Below are 17859 nucleotides of genomic sequence, written 5' to 3' on the forward strand. Positions count from 1 at the left end.
CATGCCTTTGCTCGACTGGTGCATAGAGGGCAAATTGGTGTCACATAATACAGTCACGTCAGACATCCGTTGCACCAAACTTCATGAGGGTGAGGGATCATTTCTTGAAAGCAACAGGCATCGTACGGAGAATTGATGACCTCGGTCGCGTGGTGATTCCGAAGGAAATTCGACGCACGCTGCGGATCCGCGAAGGCGATCCCTTGGAGATTTTTGTCGATCGCGACGGAGAAGTCATCTTGAAAAAGTACTCCCCGATCGGCGAACTAGGGGACTTCGCGAAGGAATACGCTGATTCGTTGGCAGATTCCACGGGTCATATCGCACTCATTGCCGACCGTGACGTCTTTATCGCAGCTGCGGGTTCCTCGAAGAAAGACTTCCTGGACAAATCCGTGAGCGAGGACGTCGAACAGGCGATGGAGGATCGAAAGACCATTGTGAACAGTACACCTGGTGACTTTTCTGTGGTGAAGGATCGCACTGAACACCTCTCCGCTCGCGTGATCGCTCCAATTATCGCAGCGGGGGATCCAATTGGCGCCGTGGTCATTATCTCGCGGGAAGACAACGTGAAAATGGGCGACACAGAGACAAAACTCGCCGAGACAGCCGCTGGCTTTCTCGCGCGCCAGATGGAACAGTAACCGGAAAAGCTTTAGGTCTAATGGATTTGCATCGCGGTTCATTTTATGTTGGACAAGGCCTGTTGCGGCGTCGACTGCAGCAGGCCTTTTCACGTCTGCTTGGGATTCAGGACTATCTCCCTGGATTGTCCCATACATATGGGACAGGGTTGCTTTCCAGGGGGGATAGAGTTGATCGGATCTCGGAACTTCGTACGTGGCGCCATGCTCTTGGCGGGGGCTGCGATGTTGTCTAAATTCCTCGGCTCCATTTACACCATCGTGTTGCAGAACATCATCGGCGATCACGGTATGGGCCTCTTTCAGATGGCCTATCCTATCTACGCCACACTATTGGCGGTGGCAACCGCCGGGTTTCCGGTGGCGATTTCGAAACTGGTCGCCGAAGAAGTGGCGGACGGCAATCCGGCCGCAGCCAAGCAAGTGCTGCGCGTGGCCGCCTGGCTCTTGTCGCTGGGGGGCGTCTTCGCCTTTCTCGTGCTCTATCTGTTCGCTCCGGAATGGGCCGTCATCGCAGGCGACCCGGAGAGTGTATCCGCCATTCGAGCCATCTCACCGGCACTTTTAGTCGTCCCCATTTTGAGCGTGCTGCGCGGCTATTTTCAGGGGTACCAGTGGATGGATCCGACCGCCTTTTCACAGGTGCTCGAGCAGTTAGTGCGCGTCGCGACGATCATCGGCCTGTCCGTGTACTTTGTCGACATTGGTGCGTCCCAGCGAGTGTCCGCCGCAGGTGCGGCATTTGGTGCCGTGACGGGCGCCTTGGCAGGGTTCATCGCGATGCTCGTGTATTGGCGGCGCCGGGGCCGCTTTATTCCGGAGGACTTGACGCGGCAGAAAGTCGACGGCCGAACGGTCACCAAGAAGTTGATTTATTACGCGTTTCCGATCAGCATCGGCGCACTGGTCGTCCCCCTGTTGCACAACGTCGACGTGATCACGGTCGTAAATCTATTAAAGCGCGTGGGGGAAAGTCAAAATCTAGCGACGACGCAATTTGGGTTGCTCAGTGGCCGCGCGTTTAAATTGACGATGTTGCCGACGACGCTCGCCGCCGGGATTGGCGTGGCCGTGATGCCGGCCATCTCGGAAGCGTTCACCCTCGGCCATCGCGAGTTGCTCGCAAACCGCGTGGACATGGCCCTTCGCCTCACCGTGTTGCTGGCGCTCCCGGCCACAGCGGGACTGGTGCTGGCCGCCAAGCCGATCAACGTGGCCTTGTTCACGGATGCGGACGGAACTGCTGCGATTCAGGTGTTAGCCTTGTCGATTCTGTTTGCGAGTATCCAGACGACGACGGCTGCACTCTTACAGGGGGCTGGGTGGATCTATCGGCCCATCGTGTATATGTTGGTTTCGTGTTTGGTCAAACTTGTGGCAAACTTTATTTTCGTTCCACGCTACGGCATTGCAGGTGCCGCGTTCGCGACGGTGATCAGCTACATAGTCGCCGCCGTTCTAAACCTTCACGCAGTGAGGCACCTGTTCGGAGATCGCCTGGCGCTCAGCCGCTGGCTCTACCGACCGCTCATCGCCACCACCATCATGAGTGGTGCCGTGTTCGCACTGGAGCGGCAGTGGGAAGTGTTTGGCGGGCCGGCCGCCGGTCGGCTGTGGTCGGCGGTTGCGACGCTCGTCATCCTGGGTGCCGGCGTAGCCGTCTACTTGTTTGCTATACTTGTGAGCGGATCGTTATCTGAAGAAGAGTTGATGTCAATTCCGCATATTGGACCACTCCTGGCACGCGTTAGCCGGAGGTTTTTCTCTATGCACTGAGAGGGTGGAAAAACATGGCCGTCATCCACGTTGTAGGCTTGGGGCCTGGGGATCTAAGCGGTCTCCCGATGGGTACATATCAGTTGTTGAAGAGTGGCATGCCGATTGTGCTGCGTACGCGCATTCACCCAGTCGTGGCCCAACTGGAGGAACAGGGTTTTGCGTTTGAGGCGTACGACGACCTGTACGAAACGCTCGATCACTTCGACGAAGTCTACCGCCAGATGGCCGAGCGGCTCATCGAGAAAGCGTCCCATGGCACCGACTTCATCTACGCCGTTCCCGGGCACCCACTGGTCGCCGAGCAAAGCGTGCAAAACTTGTTGGAACAGGATGTCCCCGGAGTTCAGGTCGATATCGGTCCGGGCCAGAGCTTTCTCGACATCGCGGCGGCGCGACTGAAGATAGATCCCATCGACGGTCTCCTGCTGCTCGATGGGACAACCCTCGCCGGAAGACTGCTGAACCCTGCTCTCCACACCCTGATTGCGCAGGTGTACCAGCCGACGATTGCGGCAGAGACCAAGTTGACGTTGATGGAGGTCTACCCGGACGACTATGAAATCACCGTCTTGCGCGCGGCTGGAGTCGCTGGCGAGGAGCGGATCGAACGGATGCCACTATATGAGCTTGACCGGGTGCCGTGGGTCGACCACTTGACGACCGTTTACGTTGCGCCGATGCAAAGCCGCACGAACCGCCTGCGGGACCCTTGGGAGGCCATGGACATTGTGGCCGCTTTGCGCGCGCCGGGCGGTTGTCCTTGGGACAGGGAGCAGACACACGAAAGCTTGCGCAAATATGTCATCGAGGAAGCGTATGAAGTGGCGGAGGCGATCGACGCCGCGGACTATGACCACCTCGCCGAAGAGCTCGGCGACCTTCTCTTGCAGGTACTGCTTCACGCGCAAATCGGGGAGGAGTTTGGCGAGTTTAGCATTCGAGACGTGTTTGAGAGATTGGCGGCGAAGTTGATTCGCAGGCATCCGCACGTATTCGGGGGCGAAACGGCAGCAAACGTAAGCGATGCCAACCAGCTGTGGGACGAAGTCAAGCAAGCGGAGAGAGCGTCGGAAGATTCGCCAAGAATCCTAGACAATGTGTCGCTTAGTGGCCCAGCTTTGACCGTGGCGGCGGACGTCCAGATGGCTGCCGCCAAAGTCGGATTCGATTGGAAACAAGTAAAAGATGTATTAGAAAAAATAAAAGAGGAAATGACTGAATTAGAAGAAGAACTGCGTGCCGGTGAGGACAGCGATGCGGCTGATGAGGAGCTCGGAGATCTGCTGTTTGCGTGCGTGAACCTAAGCAGGTTCCGGAAAAAGGACGCCGAAGTGCTCTTGATGCACGCGACGCGAAAGTTTGTAGACCGATTCAACCTGGTAGAATCAGCCGTACGAGAGTCCGGTAAGGACTGGGATTCATTCAGCCTGGACGAGCTAGATGAATTCTGGAGTAAGGCAAAAATCGAATTGCAGGAAAAAAATTAGCAGGAATCGGGCGGGAAAGGACGAATTAGATTCCCGACATTCCCACGAAAGGGGTATCCCGCAAGTGAATAAAATGGAATTGATCAACCAAGTGGCCGACAAGACTGGTCTGAAGAAAAAAGACGCCGAACAGGCCGTTAACAGCGTATTTGAAATCATCGAGGAAACGTTGAGCTCCGGTGAGAAGGTTCAAGTCATTGGCTTTGGCACGTTTGAGACGCGTGCGCGCGCTGCCCGCTCAGGCCGCAACCCACAAACTGGCGAAGTGATTGAGATTCCAGCTTCGACGGTCCCAGCTTTTAAACCAGGCAACAAGCTCAAGGAGAGCACTCGCTAACCCTTGCGTCTCGATAAATTTCTGAAGGTCTCGCGTCTCATCAAACGCCGTACACTCGCCAAGCAGATCTGCGATGCCGGGCGTGTAACGGTGGGAAATCGAACTGCCAAAGCATCGACCACCGTGCAAGTTGGCGATACTTTAGCCATCCGTTACGGAAACAAGACGGTCACGGTTGAAGTTCGAAAGCTTGCGGATCATCCTCGTCGGGATGAAGCCCTCGAGTTGTACCACGTGATTTCCTCGGTGGCCCGCGAGGCCGTCGAGCCAGAATACGTGGACGACGAGGATGAGGCGTAACATCTCGGAACTTCATCGTAGGAAAGAGGTCGCCCTGAAGCGTCATGCGCTCTGGTGGCGACCTCTTTCTTACGTCCCCTTATTCGCCAAGTAGACTTGCAGAACTGGCGTTTCCCACTACTTTTTCTAGACCTCGGCGGCCATCGGCCAAGGTGTGTTTAACATTGGCGGTGAACTATCCGCCCGTCGCGCTCCACTTCGCGCATCAAGCCCCCCACCCCGGCTTTCCGGCCAGCAGCAGTTCTATAATTGGCAGTCGCTCATACACTTAGGGTGGACACTTGGACAACTTGGGGGTGCAAGATTTGGGCGCACAAGACGCACACAATGTCCGGTTAACAGGGCGGGAGGCGCTCGAAATCACCGGCGTCGAGCGGGTTACGAGCTTCGACGTGAACGCCTTTGAACTGGTCACTACCTCGGGCAACCTCTACATCGAAGGCGATTCCCTTCACATGAAGCAGTTTGATGTAAAGGCCGGTATCGTGCGCATTGAGGGTCATATTGTAGCCTTGCAGTACGCGGATGAGACGAAGCGGAAGGGCTTTGCGAGGCGATTGTTGCGATGACCGATACGATGGTAAACGCCTCGTATGTGTTCTGGATGCTGGCGAGTGGATGGTGTATGGGCACAGCGTTCGACTTTTACTCCACCGTCACAGGGGCAACGAAGCTGCTGCGTTGGCTTAGGCCGTTTTTGGATCTGGTGTTTTGGGTGGCTTCCGGGTTCGTCGTCTACTATCTCACCTTTATTACGATACAGGGTACCTTCCGCGTGTATACGTTTCTCCTGATTGGTGTAGGTTACTTAGTGTATCGGGTTCTGTTCCGGCGCGTCGTCATCGGCAGTGCGTTTGCCATCGTCCGGTTTGTGCGCGGCGTGGTGATGTTCTTCGGACGGCTGCTGTATCGGCTGATTGGAGTGCCAATTTTAGTCACTTGCCGTGTCGCCTGGCGTATATTGTGCATACTCTATGCCTTGGGATGTCATATCGAGGACGGTATCTCTGCTGTTATCCGCTTTGTGGCAACCGTTTGTTTCTTTCCATTGCGCCGTTTTTGGAAGCCTGAACGCGCGTGGCGAAAAAAACTTCAAGCATATGAGCAGGTGTTTTGGGACTGGCTGTCGAATGTGCTGAAAAAGAAGCCTCGTTCGGTTTCCTAACTCATCACAGGGAGCGTTGCGCTCGTGCTTGCAACTCGTCAACACGGAAAGACTACAGTCGCCCCAAACGCACGTACTCAAATTAGACAAAGACATCCTTTGTTCCGTTTGCGCTACTTGGCACTGATCGTCATCTGTGGCTGGTCGTTATTCCACTATCTGCATGCAGAGCGCCCTCAACTGGTCAATTTACAGGCGCAACACCAACAGTACGCATCGCAACTGAGTCAGTTGAAAGCGCAGAACCAACGTTTGCAGCAGGAAAAGCAACAATTGAACAGTGATGCGTATATTGAAAAGTACTCCGCACAAAACTTTGGCCTAACGATGCCAGGTCAGGTACCGTTTGATTTGCAAAACAACAGTCAACACGGATAATATTGACGTGATTGTACGAATAGGGGGCCGCGCCTCCAACCGGACAACACGACTTGGCACCCGTCCGAGGCAAGAGTCTCGTGCAGACCAGGAATTATCATTTTTTTATTCGTTCGACGCGAATAGGGAGGAACGGCGTCTTTATGGCCATTGAGGTCGGCAGTAAGTTGACAGGCAAGGTTACAGGGATCACTCGGTTTGGAGCGTTTGTGACTTTGCCAGAAGGTGCAACAGGTCTCGTTCACATTTCGGAGATTTCGGACAGCTATGTCAAAGACGTTCACGACTTTTTGCACGTGGATGATGAGGTGACAGTCAAAGTCATCAGCGTGGGTGCTGACGGCAAAATTGCACTCTCCATCCGCCAAGCCAGTGAAACTGCGGCGAGTTCGCAGAGCACCCGTCCACAACACAGCGGTGGTCAAGGCGGTTACGGCGGTCGCGGTGGTCAAAGTGGCTACGGCGGGCGTGGTGGCCAGGGTGGTCGCGGTCAAGGCGGACGTGGTGGCCAAGGTGGTCCCCGGGGTGGTTCATTTGACCAGCTGATGAATCGTTTTCTTAAAGACAGCGAGGAACGTCTCTCGGCGCTGCGCAGAAACGAATCTAAACGCGGCGGCCGCGGTGGTCGGAGAGGGTAACCTTTGCTATACTGGACATAACGCGAACCGGGCAGGCTGTTGGCTGCCCGGTTTTCCTTTTGTTTTTCGGACGTTTCCGGCTGTTGTTCAGCAGCCGTGTCGAGGAGGGGCTCACAGATATGGCGGACACGTATTATCTCGAGTATCAATTGGAGAGCGGCGAACAGGTCATTATGGGCTTTGCCGATATCAACGACCGGGATGGCTGCCACATTTCGTTGGATATGTACAAGGGGCAGCTTGGACCTGTGGATGAAGCCGTCATGCAACGGATTCTCGCGAAGTTCCGAGGTCGCGTGCTGAGCCGTCATTAAGGGGAAGACGATGCGCCCGTGGATTCCGGCTGTCCATCCATTCCTGCTGACGATGTTCATGTGTCTGCTCACACTTGGAGTCGTCTTGACTGCCGTCTGGAACGTGCGTCGGCGTAGGCTCAAACAAGCGGTATGGCTGCTCATCGCGTATTGCATTTTTGCGGGGTTCACCCTTCTCGCTGCCACGTGAAGAGGGACACATCACGATGACGGAGCGCGTCGGCGTGCGACAGTCGTCGTGGTCGTGGGTGTTGCACAGGGCCTCTGGCCGCAGACCTGTGCAACACGCTCGACGGGCGCCTTACGTTTGACGATTGCGGTATCGAAAGAACGCTTGATTGAGCATTTGAATGGATTTTCTATCGCGATTCTGGAACGCCCGCCTCAGTTGACTTCGTAACCATTCCGGCATTCCATTCACCTCGCCTTTTGACGTGGTAGCGGCTGATTTCTGCCTAGGTTTGATGTTAGTTTACGCAGAACTAGGCGTTTGTGCCCCACGAACAACCCTGTTATCCGCCAAAATTCTCCCGCATTCGCCGCTTCGCACCGATTCGTGTCGGGACGTGAATGTGGTTAGCGCCCTCCGTATTGTTCACACTGTATGCCCTTTTCCTCGAGGACCTGTTGACCCAGAGAATCGGTGTACTCGTCCGCGTAAACCACGCGTGAAATACCAGATGCAATCAGCAGTTTTGCACAATTCACACAGGGCGCCGCAGTGATGTAGATGGTGGCTCCATCCGTGCTTACGCCGTGTAGTGCCGCTTGTGCAATCGCGTTTTGTTCGGCGTGGATGGTTCGGATACAGTGACCGTCTACTTCCCAACAACCCACGTCTGTGCAGTGTGGCATCCCAGGCGGGGAGCCGTTGTAGCCGGTCGTGAGAATCCGCTTGTTGCGAACGATGACGGCACCCACTTTCCGCCGGTTACACGTGGCCCGCTGCGCGACGACATCGCGGGCCATCATCATGAAATACTCGTCCCAGGATGGGCGATTTGATGAAGGTTCGGACACGTAAATTCCTCCTTGTAACTTATGCTGGTATGATGTTTCCACTCGTCCACAGCCGTGCTCGAAGCAGGGCGAGTTCCCCATAGGCGCAGACAAGCACGATTGGCATCATAAATTGTCGGAATATTTATCGGTCGCCGTGACGCAGTTTGACAAAATATTTGTCATCACCTTCGTATAATGGCCATACACATTACTGGAAGGAGCGCGTGTCATGGCGCAATTATCCCTGATGCACAACAGTGCAACGGACAATCGGACAAGTTCACAGGTCGTTCCCTTGCCACGTTGGACTTGGCATGCGTGGCGGCGCGTACTTGTCCTGACGGCAATTGGTTTTTTGTTAGGACGTGCCAACATAGAACATGTTGTATCCCCGTTCGGACTCGCTTACTTCGCTGTCCTGTCAGAGGTCGCAGGCAGAAAGCGGGCTTGGCCGGCGTACCTCGCGATAGCGGGGAGCTATACGGTCGGCGGGACGCTCGCTGCCATCACGATGCTGGTGGAGCTGCTCCTCTATCGCGTCGCACGGCGGTATGTGTTCCGCAAAAAGTCGCCTGACCTGCATTTCATACCAATCACGGCCGGTATCGTATCGCTGGTCGCCAAGCTCGCCATGATTGGCACCGTGTGGACAAAGTACGACGTCCTCATCGCGTTGGCCCAGGCTGCGCTCGTCACCATCTTATCGCTCATCTTCATTCAATGCATGAGTTTGTTTATCGGTCAGGAACATACTCGTACATTGAAATATGAGCAAATTATTAGTGTCGTGATCTTGGTGGCGTCGGTGGTAATGGGCTTTAGTGGACTGGAGATCAAAGGAGTGGCCCTATCTGGGGTGGCCGTGGACTGGATTGTGCTGGTCATGACCTGCGCGGGTATCGGTGTCGGCGCCGCAGGCGCGATTGTGGTGAGCATGCTGACACTGTTGAACCACCAGGCGTCGTTGTCACAGGTTGCCATTCTCGGATTTGCGGCCCTACTCGGTGGGCTGTTGCGGGATACAAACCGCTTTTTTGTCAGTGTGTCGTTTGTGTTGAGTACGACCGTGTTGACGGCCACATACGCCTACAATGTACACACGCTCCTCGTCGGCCTGTTGACCGCCGGCATCGCGTCGGTGCTCTACTTCATGACGCCCAAACGACTCGAGAACGAATTGCGGACGTATGTGCCAGGTACGCGCGAACACACCCAATCCGAGCGGGAGAGGGTACAGCGCGTAAACGCCTTGCTCACGGAGAAGATTCATGAGGTCAGCCAAGTGTTCGACGAACTCTCCAAGTCGTTTAGCGATACAGGAGAGACTGAGTATGCAGCCGCGCAACAGCTCGTTACGCAGATCGTCTCCGCCACTTCGCAACACGTCTGTGCACTTTGTCCACGCAAAGCGAAGTGCTGGGACAAGGAGAGCATGCAGACGTATCACGCGATGGCCAACACGTTGCGCAACATCGAATCAGCGGGAGGTCGACGGGCGAACGCCAGCCCGGAGATGAAAGAGCGGTGCATTCGACTCGATCCGCTGATGAGTACGCTGCGCTACAATCTCGATATCACGAATCGGGATGCCAAGTGGATGAAAAAACTCCGCGAACAACGGACCTTGCTCTCTGCCCAGCTGTCTGGGGTCGCATCCGCGGTGCGGGGCATGGCCATCGAGATGGACGAGGACCACAAATCGTCCCTTTCCGACGAGGAACAGATCATCGCGGCGTTGGAGCAGCTCGGGCTGTACGTCGACGACGTTCACATCGTGAGTCTCGAGCCGGGTAAAGTGGAAATCGAAGTGACACAGCCGACGGAAGGGGCTTACGAAAACTCAGCTCGGATGATCGCCCCGCTGCTCTCGGGCATCCTTGGGGAACACATCAGCGTCGCACAAGTTCAGCAACAGCACGAAGGGGGACCTTGCACGAGCGTCTTTGCGTCCGCCCGGTTGTTCCAGGTCAATACCGCCGTGGCGACGGTGGCGAGAGACGGCAGAATTGTCTCGGGGGACACACACACCAGTGTCGATCTCGGCAACGGGCGCTACGCGGTGGCAGTCAGTGACGGGATGGGCAACGGCGAGCGCGCCAACCGGGAGTCGAAGGCGGCCATCGATTTGCTCAAGAAACTAATGAAGGCAGGGTTCGACGAAAAATTGGCGATTCGAACCGTAAACTCCACGTTGCTGTTGAGATCGCGAGACGAGATGTTCACGACGCTCGACATGGCGCTCATCGACCTGTTCAACGCGAAGGCCGACTTCTTAAAGGTCGGGTCCGCGCCGAGCTACATCAAACGCGGGAACGAGGTCATCGAGATCACGGGGGATAACGTGCCGATTGGCATCTTGCAGGATATCGAAGTGCAGTCTATCGAACACCAACTGCGGGCCGGGGATATTTTGGTGCTGATGTCGGACGGGCTATACGACGCGCCGCCGCACAATTACGATAGTGAAACTTGGCTTCGGTCAGTCATTGCGAAGTTGGAGACCACGAACCCGCAGGACATCGCGGACACGCTGATCGAGACGGCGGTTCGGATGAACCACGGCGCCATCCGCGACGACATGACTGTGGTTGTCGCCGTAGTCGAGCACCGAGAACAGGAGTGGGCCGCGATTAAACTGCCGAGCGTGCCGAGTTTACGAAAGCCAATGAAACGCCGTGGAGCTTAACCGACGTCCTTTCAAAATTTCATAGCGTTAAGTGAATGAAGCCCACCTCTCGCGTCCATACTGGACATAGAACAATGCGGAGGTGGGTTCATTGAGTAAAGAGGCAATGATTCGTCAAATTCTCGTCATTACAGACGGGTACTCCAATATTGGTGAAGATCCGATTATGTGTGCTGCAGAGGCACATCGACGAGGGATTGTCGTCAACGTCATCGGAGTCGTGGACAAGGGGGAGATGGGCGACCAGGGGCGCGACGAGGCGATGTCCATCGCAGATTCGGGCGGCGGGATGTGCCGTATCGTGCACCCAGTTGACCTCTCCGCCACAGCACAGATGATGACCCACCAGACGATGCAAATGACCCTCCAACAGGTGGTCAATCAGGAACTCCAGAGCGTTATGGGGAAAACGACGGAGGAGTTACCGCCGACGGAGCGTAGCCGCGTGATGCAAGTGGTCGACAAGTTGGAGGAGGAGGTGGGCCTCCATCTCGTGGTCGCCATCGACACGAGCGCCAGCATGAAGGACAAGATCCCGACGGTCCGGGAGGCGGTTCGCGACCTTGCGCTATCCCTTCAGGTCCGCTTGGGTACCTCGCGAGTGGCGGTGGTGTCGTTCCCTGGGCACGGAGAGCAGCCGACCAAGCTGATTCAGGATTTCTCCGACCAAGTCGATATGAAGGAACTCGAGACTTCGCTTCAGGCCCGCGGGGGCACGCCAACTGGGCCTGCGATTCGACACGCGATAAGCCTTATCAAGAACGTGCGCAACGGCCCTTCGCAGGATGAACACGATGGCCCGAGGCGAGACTACGCATGAATGCGGCACAGCGCACGCCGCTTCGGCCCGGAGACAGGGTCGTCGGCAAGTGGAGTCGACAGGAGTGGACGGTACAGGCGCAACTGGGCGCAGGTGCAAACGGCGCCGTCTACTCCGTGCGCGGCACCGATGGCGCCCTGTACGCGATGAAAGTGTGTGATGACGTCGGCGCGGTCGCGTTTGAATGGGGACTGCTCGAACAGTTGAGCTCGACCGGCTTCGCGTTTCCCAAGCCACACTGTATCGACGACAGCGCGACGCATCCCGCGCTGTACTTTTATGTTATGGAGCAGGTCGAGGGCAGACCCCTCGACGAGATCTGGAAGACGCTCAGCTCGCACGACGTGAAGCGCGTCTTGCTCGGCGTAGGATACGGCCTGCGAGCCTTGCACAAGTCGCAGCACGCGTTTTGTGACGTCAAACCGCAGAACCTCCTCGTGGATTTGCGCAAAAACCAGTGCGTCCGGTTCGTCGACGTGGGTGGGGTCACCCCCTTTGGCAGATCCGTCCGCCAATTCACGCCGACATCCGACGCCGCGTACTGGGGATTTGGCGAGCGGCGCGCGTCTGCGCGCTACGACATCGAGGCGGTTGCGCTGATGGTGGCCACGCTGTTCGAGTCCGTACCGCAGAGCTTGCCGCAGTGGCCCGTGGAACGCCGGCAAGCCTGGATTCTGCGCTCGATTCGCGGGCGGCACGACAAATCTGTCGGCGCCATGTTGGAGGATGCCGTGCGCGGGCGCATCCACACTGCGGACGAGTTCGTGCGCCGCCTCTATACGCTGAATCTCCGGTCGACGAGCGTGGTGAAACAAAGCGCGCCAAAGGCTCGGACGCGGGCCCCTCGTTCCGCCACAGCGCCTACCGCAGGGCAACGGCGCGGGCCGTTTGGGAACAAGCCTGTGCACAGTTCGGCGAAGGCCCGAAGGCGGTCTGCGGACTGGACGGAACGTCTCATGTGGTGGGCGTTGACCTGCGCTGTGATCTCGACCGCGGGCGCGTGGGCGGAATATCTTCGATAGTTATGAACTTACGTATCCCTCTGTTAAGATGGGGATGAGTCAATAGGCCAAGTCAGCGCATAAGCGGGCAATGCTACGCGGATGGCGCAGTCGGTCGTAAGTCGTCAGTCGGAAGTGAGACACAGTTATGCAAGTGGCGGACACAGTAAGGCGGTTTTTCGAGCAGTATACCGTTTCTCAAAACACACTCATCGTAGGTGTATCGGGTGGGCTAGATTCCATGACGATGCTGCACGTTCTGCACGCGTTGTCGGCACAGAGGCCACCCCTTTTTCGATCCCTCCTCGCACTCCACGTACACCACGGGTTGCGGCAGACAGCCGACCGCGACGCAGCACTTGTGAATCAATACTGTCGTGCATTGGGAATTGCCCACAAATCGGTCAGGGTACAGGTGGACATGAACTCCGGTGAAGGTTTGGAAGCCGCCGCGCGAACGGCCAGGTATGAGGCATTTTTAGCCGAGGCGCAAAGGCACATAAACCCGGTGGTGATCCTCGCACACCACCAGGATGATCAAGTGGAGACCGTGCTCATGCGCTGGCTTCGCGGTGCGGGGCTACACGGCCTCTCGGGGATGCGAGCCATCACGACGCGAGAGGGGATCCCCATCCTGCGCCCGCTGCTCGCGCTGTCCAAAGTGGGACTGGCAGAGTACGCCGCGGCGAACCAAGTACCCTATGTGGAGGACGAGACCAATCAAGACGACCGGTTCTCGCGCAATTACCTTCGTCACCACGTGGTCCCCAGACTCCGCCATCTGCAGCCCGAGATCGGGGCGCTCACGGCGCGGTTGACCGGGGCATTACAAGACGATGACGACTATCTGACGGCCGCCGCACAGGCACTAAAGGAACGGGCCGTCGTGACGCGGGGGGATGGGCTGTTTCAGGTCCATCGCGACCTGTTCAACGCCGCGCACGTTTCTTTACAACGTCGACTGATTCACATACTATTGAATTGTTTCGCATCTGTAGGCTGGACGCAGCGGCATCTCGAAGCCGTGCGGCAACTGGCGGGAGCGAGTGGAACAGGGAGTAGTCTCCAACTTCCGCGTGGGATCCACGTATGGAGGAGCTACGAAAGTCTGTACATAGGGTATCCGTCTCGATTCTCTGCAGTCGCTCTGCCGTCGACTACCGGCTGGGATCCAGCGGAGAATCACCGTCTCACGTTGGAGGGCCCATTGGCCCGTTGGCGATTCTTCGCGGTGGTCACCCGCAATCGGGACGATCTCTGCGCGCGTTGCAAAGGGTTGTGGCGGTTATGCCTGCCGGCGGGAAGGGCACTGGAGGTCTCTGTCGGCCTACCCACAGCGGTCCGGATTCGCCCCTTGGGCTTAAACGGATCGAAAAAGCTCCAGGACATATACACCGACAAAAAAGTTCCCCGTTCTTTTCGATCACAGTGGCCCATCGTTACCGTGAATGGAGAAGTCGTTTGGCTGCCAGGTCTGGTCCGTACAGAAGTACAGACGGTACAGGCGGCGGACAGGGATGTGTTGGTCGTCGTGGCACACATGAATCGTGATGCTCGCCAACAAATTGGGACATTGTCGCGGGGTACACGACGTATGATAAGTGAATAACACGTACTAGGAGGCACACATGCATCCCGACGTAGAAAGCATTCTATTTGACGAACAAACGATTTTGAGCAAGGTTTTGGAGCTGGGCAATCAGCTTACAGAGGACTACCGAGGAAAGAATCCGCTGTTTATTTGCATCCTGAAGGGTGCGACACTCTTCATGGCCGACCTGGTGAAACGGGTAAACGTCCCGATGGAGATGGACTTCATGGCGATTTCGAGCTATGGCGCCTCCTCGCAATCATCTGGTGTGGTGCGGATCTTGAAGGACCTGGAGCGGTCCATCGAAGGACGGCACGTCGTCATCGTGGAGGACATCGTCGACACGGGACTGACCCTGAAGTACTTACGCGATGCGCTGATGCATCGCCATGCTGCATCCGTCAAGATTGTGTCACTGTTTGACAAACCGAGCGGACGCAAAGTCGACATTGCTCCCGACTACTACGGATTTACCGTGCCCAATGCCTTTATTGTCGGTTATGGTCTCGACTATGCAGAGCAGTACCGCAACTTGCCGTTTGTGGGCGTCTTAAAATCTGACATCTATGCGACAAGCAAAACGGACTGACGGGGAGTCACCTTGCGCGACTAGGAAGGGTTTCGAGCGTATGGTACAATATTCCCGCCATGACCGAGAGGAGGTAGGGCATGAACAAGTTCTATCGGAGTATCGTATTTTACGTGCTCATTTTATTAGCGATTGTCGGTGTCGTGCAGTATCTGACGGGCTCAGATCACACGCGGCAGACGATTCCATACAGTCAATTTGTCCAGGAAATGAAGCAGGGGCAAATCAGCTCCAGTTCTAGCCAACCGGTTCAGGTGACGCCTGAGGGCCTGACGGCGATCTTGGATGGACAGTTGAAGAATGGTAAGAAATTTGAGACGAGAGCGCTCTACGACGATAACCTATATCCGACACTGACGGCCAACAACGTGTCGTTTAACGTATCGCCTCAGCCCAAGGCGAGTGTGTGGATTCAATTCCTCGAGTCGGTTGTACCGTTCGTGTTCTTGTTCATCTTGATGTTCTTCCTGTTCAATCAGGCGCAGGGCGGCGGCAGTCGAGTGATGAACTTCGGCAAGAGCCGTGCGCGGCTGTACTCGGAGGAAAAGCGGAAGATCACGTTTGCAGACGTGGCCGGTGCGGATGAGGAGAAGGAAGAACTCGTCGAAATTGTCGAGTTTCTCAAAGATCCGAAGCGGTTTTCCGCACTCGGTGCGCGAATTCCGAAAGGCGTTCTGCTCGTCGGCCCTCCGGGTACTGGTAAGACGCTGTTGGCGAGAGCGGTGGCGGGTGAAGCAGGCGTTCCGTTTTTCAGTATCAGCGGTTCCGACTTCGTCGAGATGTTCGTAGGCGTCGGCGCTTCCCGCGTGCGCGACCTGTTTGAGAACGCGAAGAAAAACGCTCCTTGTATTATCTTTATCGACGAAATCGACGCCGTTGGGCGCCATCGCGGCGCTGGTCTCGGCGGCGGCCACGACGAACGCGAGCAGACGCTGAACCAGTTGCTCGTCGAGATGGACGGCTTCTCGGCGAACGAGGGTATTATCATCATCGCCGCGACGAACAGGCCGGACATTCTCGACCCAGCGTTGCTTCGCCCGGGCCGGATGGACCGTCAAATCATCGTCAACCGACCGGACGTCAAGGGACGCGAGGAAATCCTTCGCGTGCACGCGCGCAATAAACCGTTTGCTCGCGACATCAAAATGGATGTCATCGCGAAGCGGACGCCGGGATTCACTGGGGCGGATTTGGAGAACGTCTTGAACGAGGCTGCGCTGTTGGCTGCTCGTCGGCGTGAGCGAGAGATCACGAACAGCGACATCGATGAGGCAATCGACCGCGTCATGGCTGGACCTGAAAAGAGAAGTCGCGTGATCAGCGAACACGAGCGCAGGTTGGTGGCTTTCCACGAATCGGGGCACGCGGTCGTCGGTTACTTTCTGCAGACAGGTGACACGGTGCACAAGGTTACCATTATCCCGCGCGGAATGGCGGGTGGATACACGGTTACCCTTCCGAAGGAAGACCGATTCTTCATCACTCGTCAAAACATGTACAATCAGATTTGTGGCTTGCTTGGTGGACGTGTGGCAGAGGAGATCGTCCTCGGCGAGATCAGCACCGGTGCTTCTAATGACCTCGAGCGCGTCACCGGGATCGCACGGAGCATGATCACCGAGTACGGCATGAGCGAAAAACTTGGGCCGGTGCAGTATGGTAGCCGTCAAGGCGGTCAGGTGTTCCTCGGCAAGGATTTGCAGGGCGAGCCGAACTACAGTGACCAGGTTGCCTTTGAAATCGACCGTGAAATGAAGGAAATTGTCGAAACGTGTTACGAGCGCACGCGCAAAATCCTGACTGACAAGCGCGCATGCCTGGACGCACTGGCAAACCGCTTGCTCGAGAAGGAAACCGTGGACGAGGAAGAAATCCGCGAGATTATGGAAGAGCACAAATAAACACCCGATTGCAGTTGGTCATCGCGGTCAGATAAATTTAGAAAAAAAGCCCCCGAGGCAGGAACTCGGGGGCTTTTTTGTGAATACCAAAAGGGGACATATTTCGACAACTTGATAGCTACTCCGTTCGGAGGGATGATTGTGCGATGGGTCGCACTAAAATATATCAAGCCAGGGAGTACGCTCGCTCAGCGAGTATCTGATGAACGCGGACGGACTCTTTTGGCCCGGGGCATCGTACTCACAGAAAGTCTCATCAAACGGTTGAATAGAGTGGGCATTCGGGCGGTTTGCATCGAGAGTAAAAGCACGGATGACGTCATCGTCACGGAGATGGTCGAAGAGGTCACGAAGGCAGAACTGTTGAACGTCACCTATGAGACGCTCGAGGAATTGTCTGTCTCAGGGTTTTCCAACCGACTCAAGCCCACGTTCCTTCGCAAGCGGTTTGGCTCCTTACTTGAAGACGTCATCCAGCAGTTGCAGGCGAATAACGGCGCTGGTGAGCAGTTGGGATCTGTCTATCTGACAGACGGTGAACTGTTTCATCACTCCGTGAACGTCACGTTTTATGCGTTGACGCTCGGCCTTCATATCGGATTATCCAGCGCGGACCTGGTGGACTTGGGGATGGGGACGCTGTTGCACGACGTGGGCAAGATGCGCCTGCCACAGGAGATCCTGCGAAAGCCTGGGCGGCTGGACAAGGCGGAATACCGCGCCGTCCAATCACATGCACAGCTTGGATATGACATGCTCAGGGAACTGCGGGACTTTTCGACTAAGTCGTCTCTCATCGCCCTGCAACACCATGAACGACTTGATGGGAGCGGTTATCCCTGGGGATTGAAGGAGTCGGAGATCCACCCCTTCGCGCAGTTGACTGCAGTCGTCGACGTGTACGAGGCATTGACGGCAAACCGAGTCTACCGTCAAGCGTTTTTACCGCACGACGCATATGCCATCCTTTTGGCAGACAAAGGGACGAAATTGTCGAGTTCCGCTATCGATGCGTTTTCGACAACCATTTCCATTTATCCAATCGGAATGACCGTTCGTCTTTCAAATGGAGATTGTGCGGTGGTGATCAAGCCCTCCGCGAACAATCATCAAGTCCCGGTTGTCCGGGCGATTGAAAACGAACGAGGAGAGCCAATCTCACCTTACGAGTTGAATCTCGCGACCGCTTCTGATATTCATATTGTGACTTGTGAATCCTAAGCA

20 protein-coding genes are annotated in these 17859 nt (G+C 56.2%); 18 read left to right on the forward strand and 2 right to left on the reverse strand.

Translation table 11 applies throughout. The features are described from left to right. The first annotated feature begins 104 nt into the window (after positions 1-104). The 11 genes from spoVT (at position 105) to NZD89_RS01505 (ending at position 7235) form a co-directional block, all read left to right on the forward strand. Positions 105-647 (forward strand): stage V sporulation protein T, encoded by a 543-nt coding sequence (spoVT, locus tag NZD89_RS01455; protein ID WP_284286025.1) that lies wholly within the window; start codon positions 105-107, stop codon positions 645-647. Positions 648-818: 171 nt separating this feature from the next. Next, positions 819-2423: a putative polysaccharide biosynthesis protein gene (locus NZD89_RS01460; RefSeq protein ID WP_268006103.1), complete on the forward strand. Its 1605-nt coding sequence runs from the start codon at positions 819-821 to the stop codon at positions 2421-2423. 14 nt (positions 2424-2437) lie between these two features. Continuing rightward, complete coding sequence (gene yabN / locus NZD89_RS01465; RefSeq protein WP_268006104.1) at positions 2438-3913, forward strand: bifunctional methyltransferase/pyrophosphohydrolase YabN; 1476 nt, start codon at positions 2438-2440, stop codon at positions 3911-3913. After that, positions 3867-4250 (forward strand): non-specific DNA-binding protein Hbs, encoded by a 384-nt coding sequence (gene hbs, locus NZD89_RS01470; RefSeq protein ID WP_438938749.1) that lies wholly within the window; start codon positions 3867-3869, stop codon positions 4248-4250. Before yabN ends, hbs begins: the two co-directional genes overlap by 47 nt. A gap of 3 nt (positions 4251-4253) precedes the next feature. Continuing rightward, on the forward strand, positions 4254-4550 hold the full coding sequence (locus NZD89_RS01475; RefSeq protein WP_268006106.1) for an RNA-binding S4 domain-containing protein: 297 nt from the start codon (positions 4254-4256) through the stop codon (positions 4548-4550). Between the two features lie 296 nt (positions 4551-4846). Continuing rightward, positions 4847-5119: a YabP/YqfC family sporulation protein gene (locus NZD89_RS01480; RefSeq protein WP_268008360.1), complete on the forward strand. Its 273-nt coding sequence runs from the start codon at positions 4847-4849 to the stop codon at positions 5117-5119. Further along, a complete protein-coding gene (yabQ, locus tag NZD89_RS01485; protein ID WP_268006107.1) occupies positions 5116-5715 on the forward strand; it encodes a spore cortex biosynthesis protein YabQ in 600 nt (199 codons plus the stop codon). Before NZD89_RS01480 ends, yabQ begins: the two co-directional genes overlap by 4 nt. A gap of 24 nt (positions 5716-5739) precedes the next feature. Beyond that, positions 5740-6093 (forward strand): FtsB family cell division protein, encoded by a 354-nt coding sequence (locus NZD89_RS01490; protein ID WP_268006108.1) that lies wholly within the window; start codon positions 5740-5742, stop codon positions 6091-6093. Between the two features lie 143 nt (positions 6094-6236). Next, entirely contained in the window at positions 6237-6731 is a 495-nt protein-coding gene (locus NZD89_RS01495) for a S1 domain-containing RNA-binding protein (RefSeq protein WP_268006109.1), read from the forward strand. A gap of 119 nt (positions 6732-6850) precedes the next feature. Beyond that, complete coding sequence (locus NZD89_RS01500; protein WP_268006110.1) at positions 6851-7045, forward strand: hypothetical protein; 195 nt, start codon at positions 6851-6853, stop codon at positions 7043-7045. A 10-nt stretch (positions 7046-7055) separates the two neighbouring features. Next, the gene (locus NZD89_RS01505) at positions 7056-7235 is read left to right on the forward strand and encodes a hypothetical protein (RefSeq protein WP_268006111.1); all 180 of its coding nucleotides are present in this window, start codon (positions 7056-7058) and stop codon (positions 7233-7235) included. 111 nt (positions 7236-7346) lie between these two features. On the opposite strand, the gene cmpA is transcribed toward NZD89_RS01505, so the two are convergent. Both cmpA and NZD89_RS01515 read right to left on the reverse strand, forming a co-directional pair. Beyond that, positions 7347-7457 (reverse strand): cortex morphogenetic protein CmpA, encoded by a 111-nt coding sequence (gene cmpA, locus NZD89_RS01510; protein WP_146823505.1) that lies wholly within the window; start codon positions 7455-7457, stop codon positions 7347-7349. A 164-nt stretch (positions 7458-7621) separates the two neighbouring features. Next, the gene (locus NZD89_RS01515; RefSeq protein WP_268006112.1) at positions 7622-8065 is read right to left on the reverse strand and encodes a deoxycytidylate deaminase; all 444 of its coding nucleotides are present in this window, start codon (positions 8063-8065) and stop codon (positions 7622-7624) included. 211 nt (positions 8066-8276) lie between these two features. Here NZD89_RS01515 and spoIIE point away from each other — a divergent pair, with 211 nt between their 5' ends. From spoIIE to NZD89_RS01550, 7 genes are all read left to right on the forward strand, one after another. After that, complete coding sequence (gene spoIIE, locus NZD89_RS01520; RefSeq protein ID WP_268006113.1) at positions 8277-10733, forward strand: stage II sporulation protein E; 2457 nt, start codon at positions 8277-8279, stop codon at positions 10731-10733. A gap of 82 nt (positions 10734-10815) precedes the next feature. Further along, entirely contained in the window at positions 10816-11553 is a 738-nt protein-coding gene (locus tag NZD89_RS01525; protein WP_268006114.1) for a vWA domain-containing protein, read from the forward strand. Beyond that, positions 11550-12575, forward strand: a complete 1026-nt coding sequence (locus tag NZD89_RS01530) for a protein kinase domain-containing protein (protein WP_268006115.1) — start codon at positions 11550-11552, stop codon at positions 12573-12575. The genes NZD89_RS01525 and NZD89_RS01530 overlap by 4 nt, the downstream gene beginning before the upstream one ends. 127 nt (positions 12576-12702) lie before the next feature. Then, positions 12703-14163, forward strand: a complete 1461-nt coding sequence (tilS, locus tag NZD89_RS01535) for a tRNA lysidine(34) synthetase TilS (protein ID WP_268006116.1) — start codon at positions 12703-12705, stop codon at positions 14161-14163. Positions 14164-14182: 19 nt separating this feature from the next. Beyond that, positions 14183-14734, forward strand: coding sequence for a hypoxanthine phosphoribosyltransferase (gene hpt / locus NZD89_RS01540; RefSeq protein ID WP_268006117.1), 552 nt, complete (start codon positions 14183-14185; stop codon positions 14732-14734). Positions 14735-14814: 80 nt separating this feature from the next. Next, positions 14815-16635: an ATP-dependent zinc metalloprotease FtsH gene (gene ftsH / locus NZD89_RS01545; protein WP_268006118.1), complete on the forward strand. Its 1821-nt coding sequence runs from the start codon at positions 14815-14817 to the stop codon at positions 16633-16635. Between the two features lie 135 nt (positions 16636-16770). After that, positions 16771-17856, forward strand: a complete 1086-nt coding sequence (locus NZD89_RS01550; protein WP_268008361.1) for an HD-GYP domain-containing protein — start codon at positions 16771-16773, stop codon at positions 17854-17856. Positions 17857-17859 lie beyond the last annotated feature (3 nt).

The organism is Alicyclobacillus fastidiosus, assembly GCF_026651875.1.
In the GTDB taxonomy this organism is placed as follows: Bacteria; Bacillota; Bacilli; order Alicyclobacillales; family Alicyclobacillaceae; genus Alicyclobacillus; species Alicyclobacillus fastidiosus.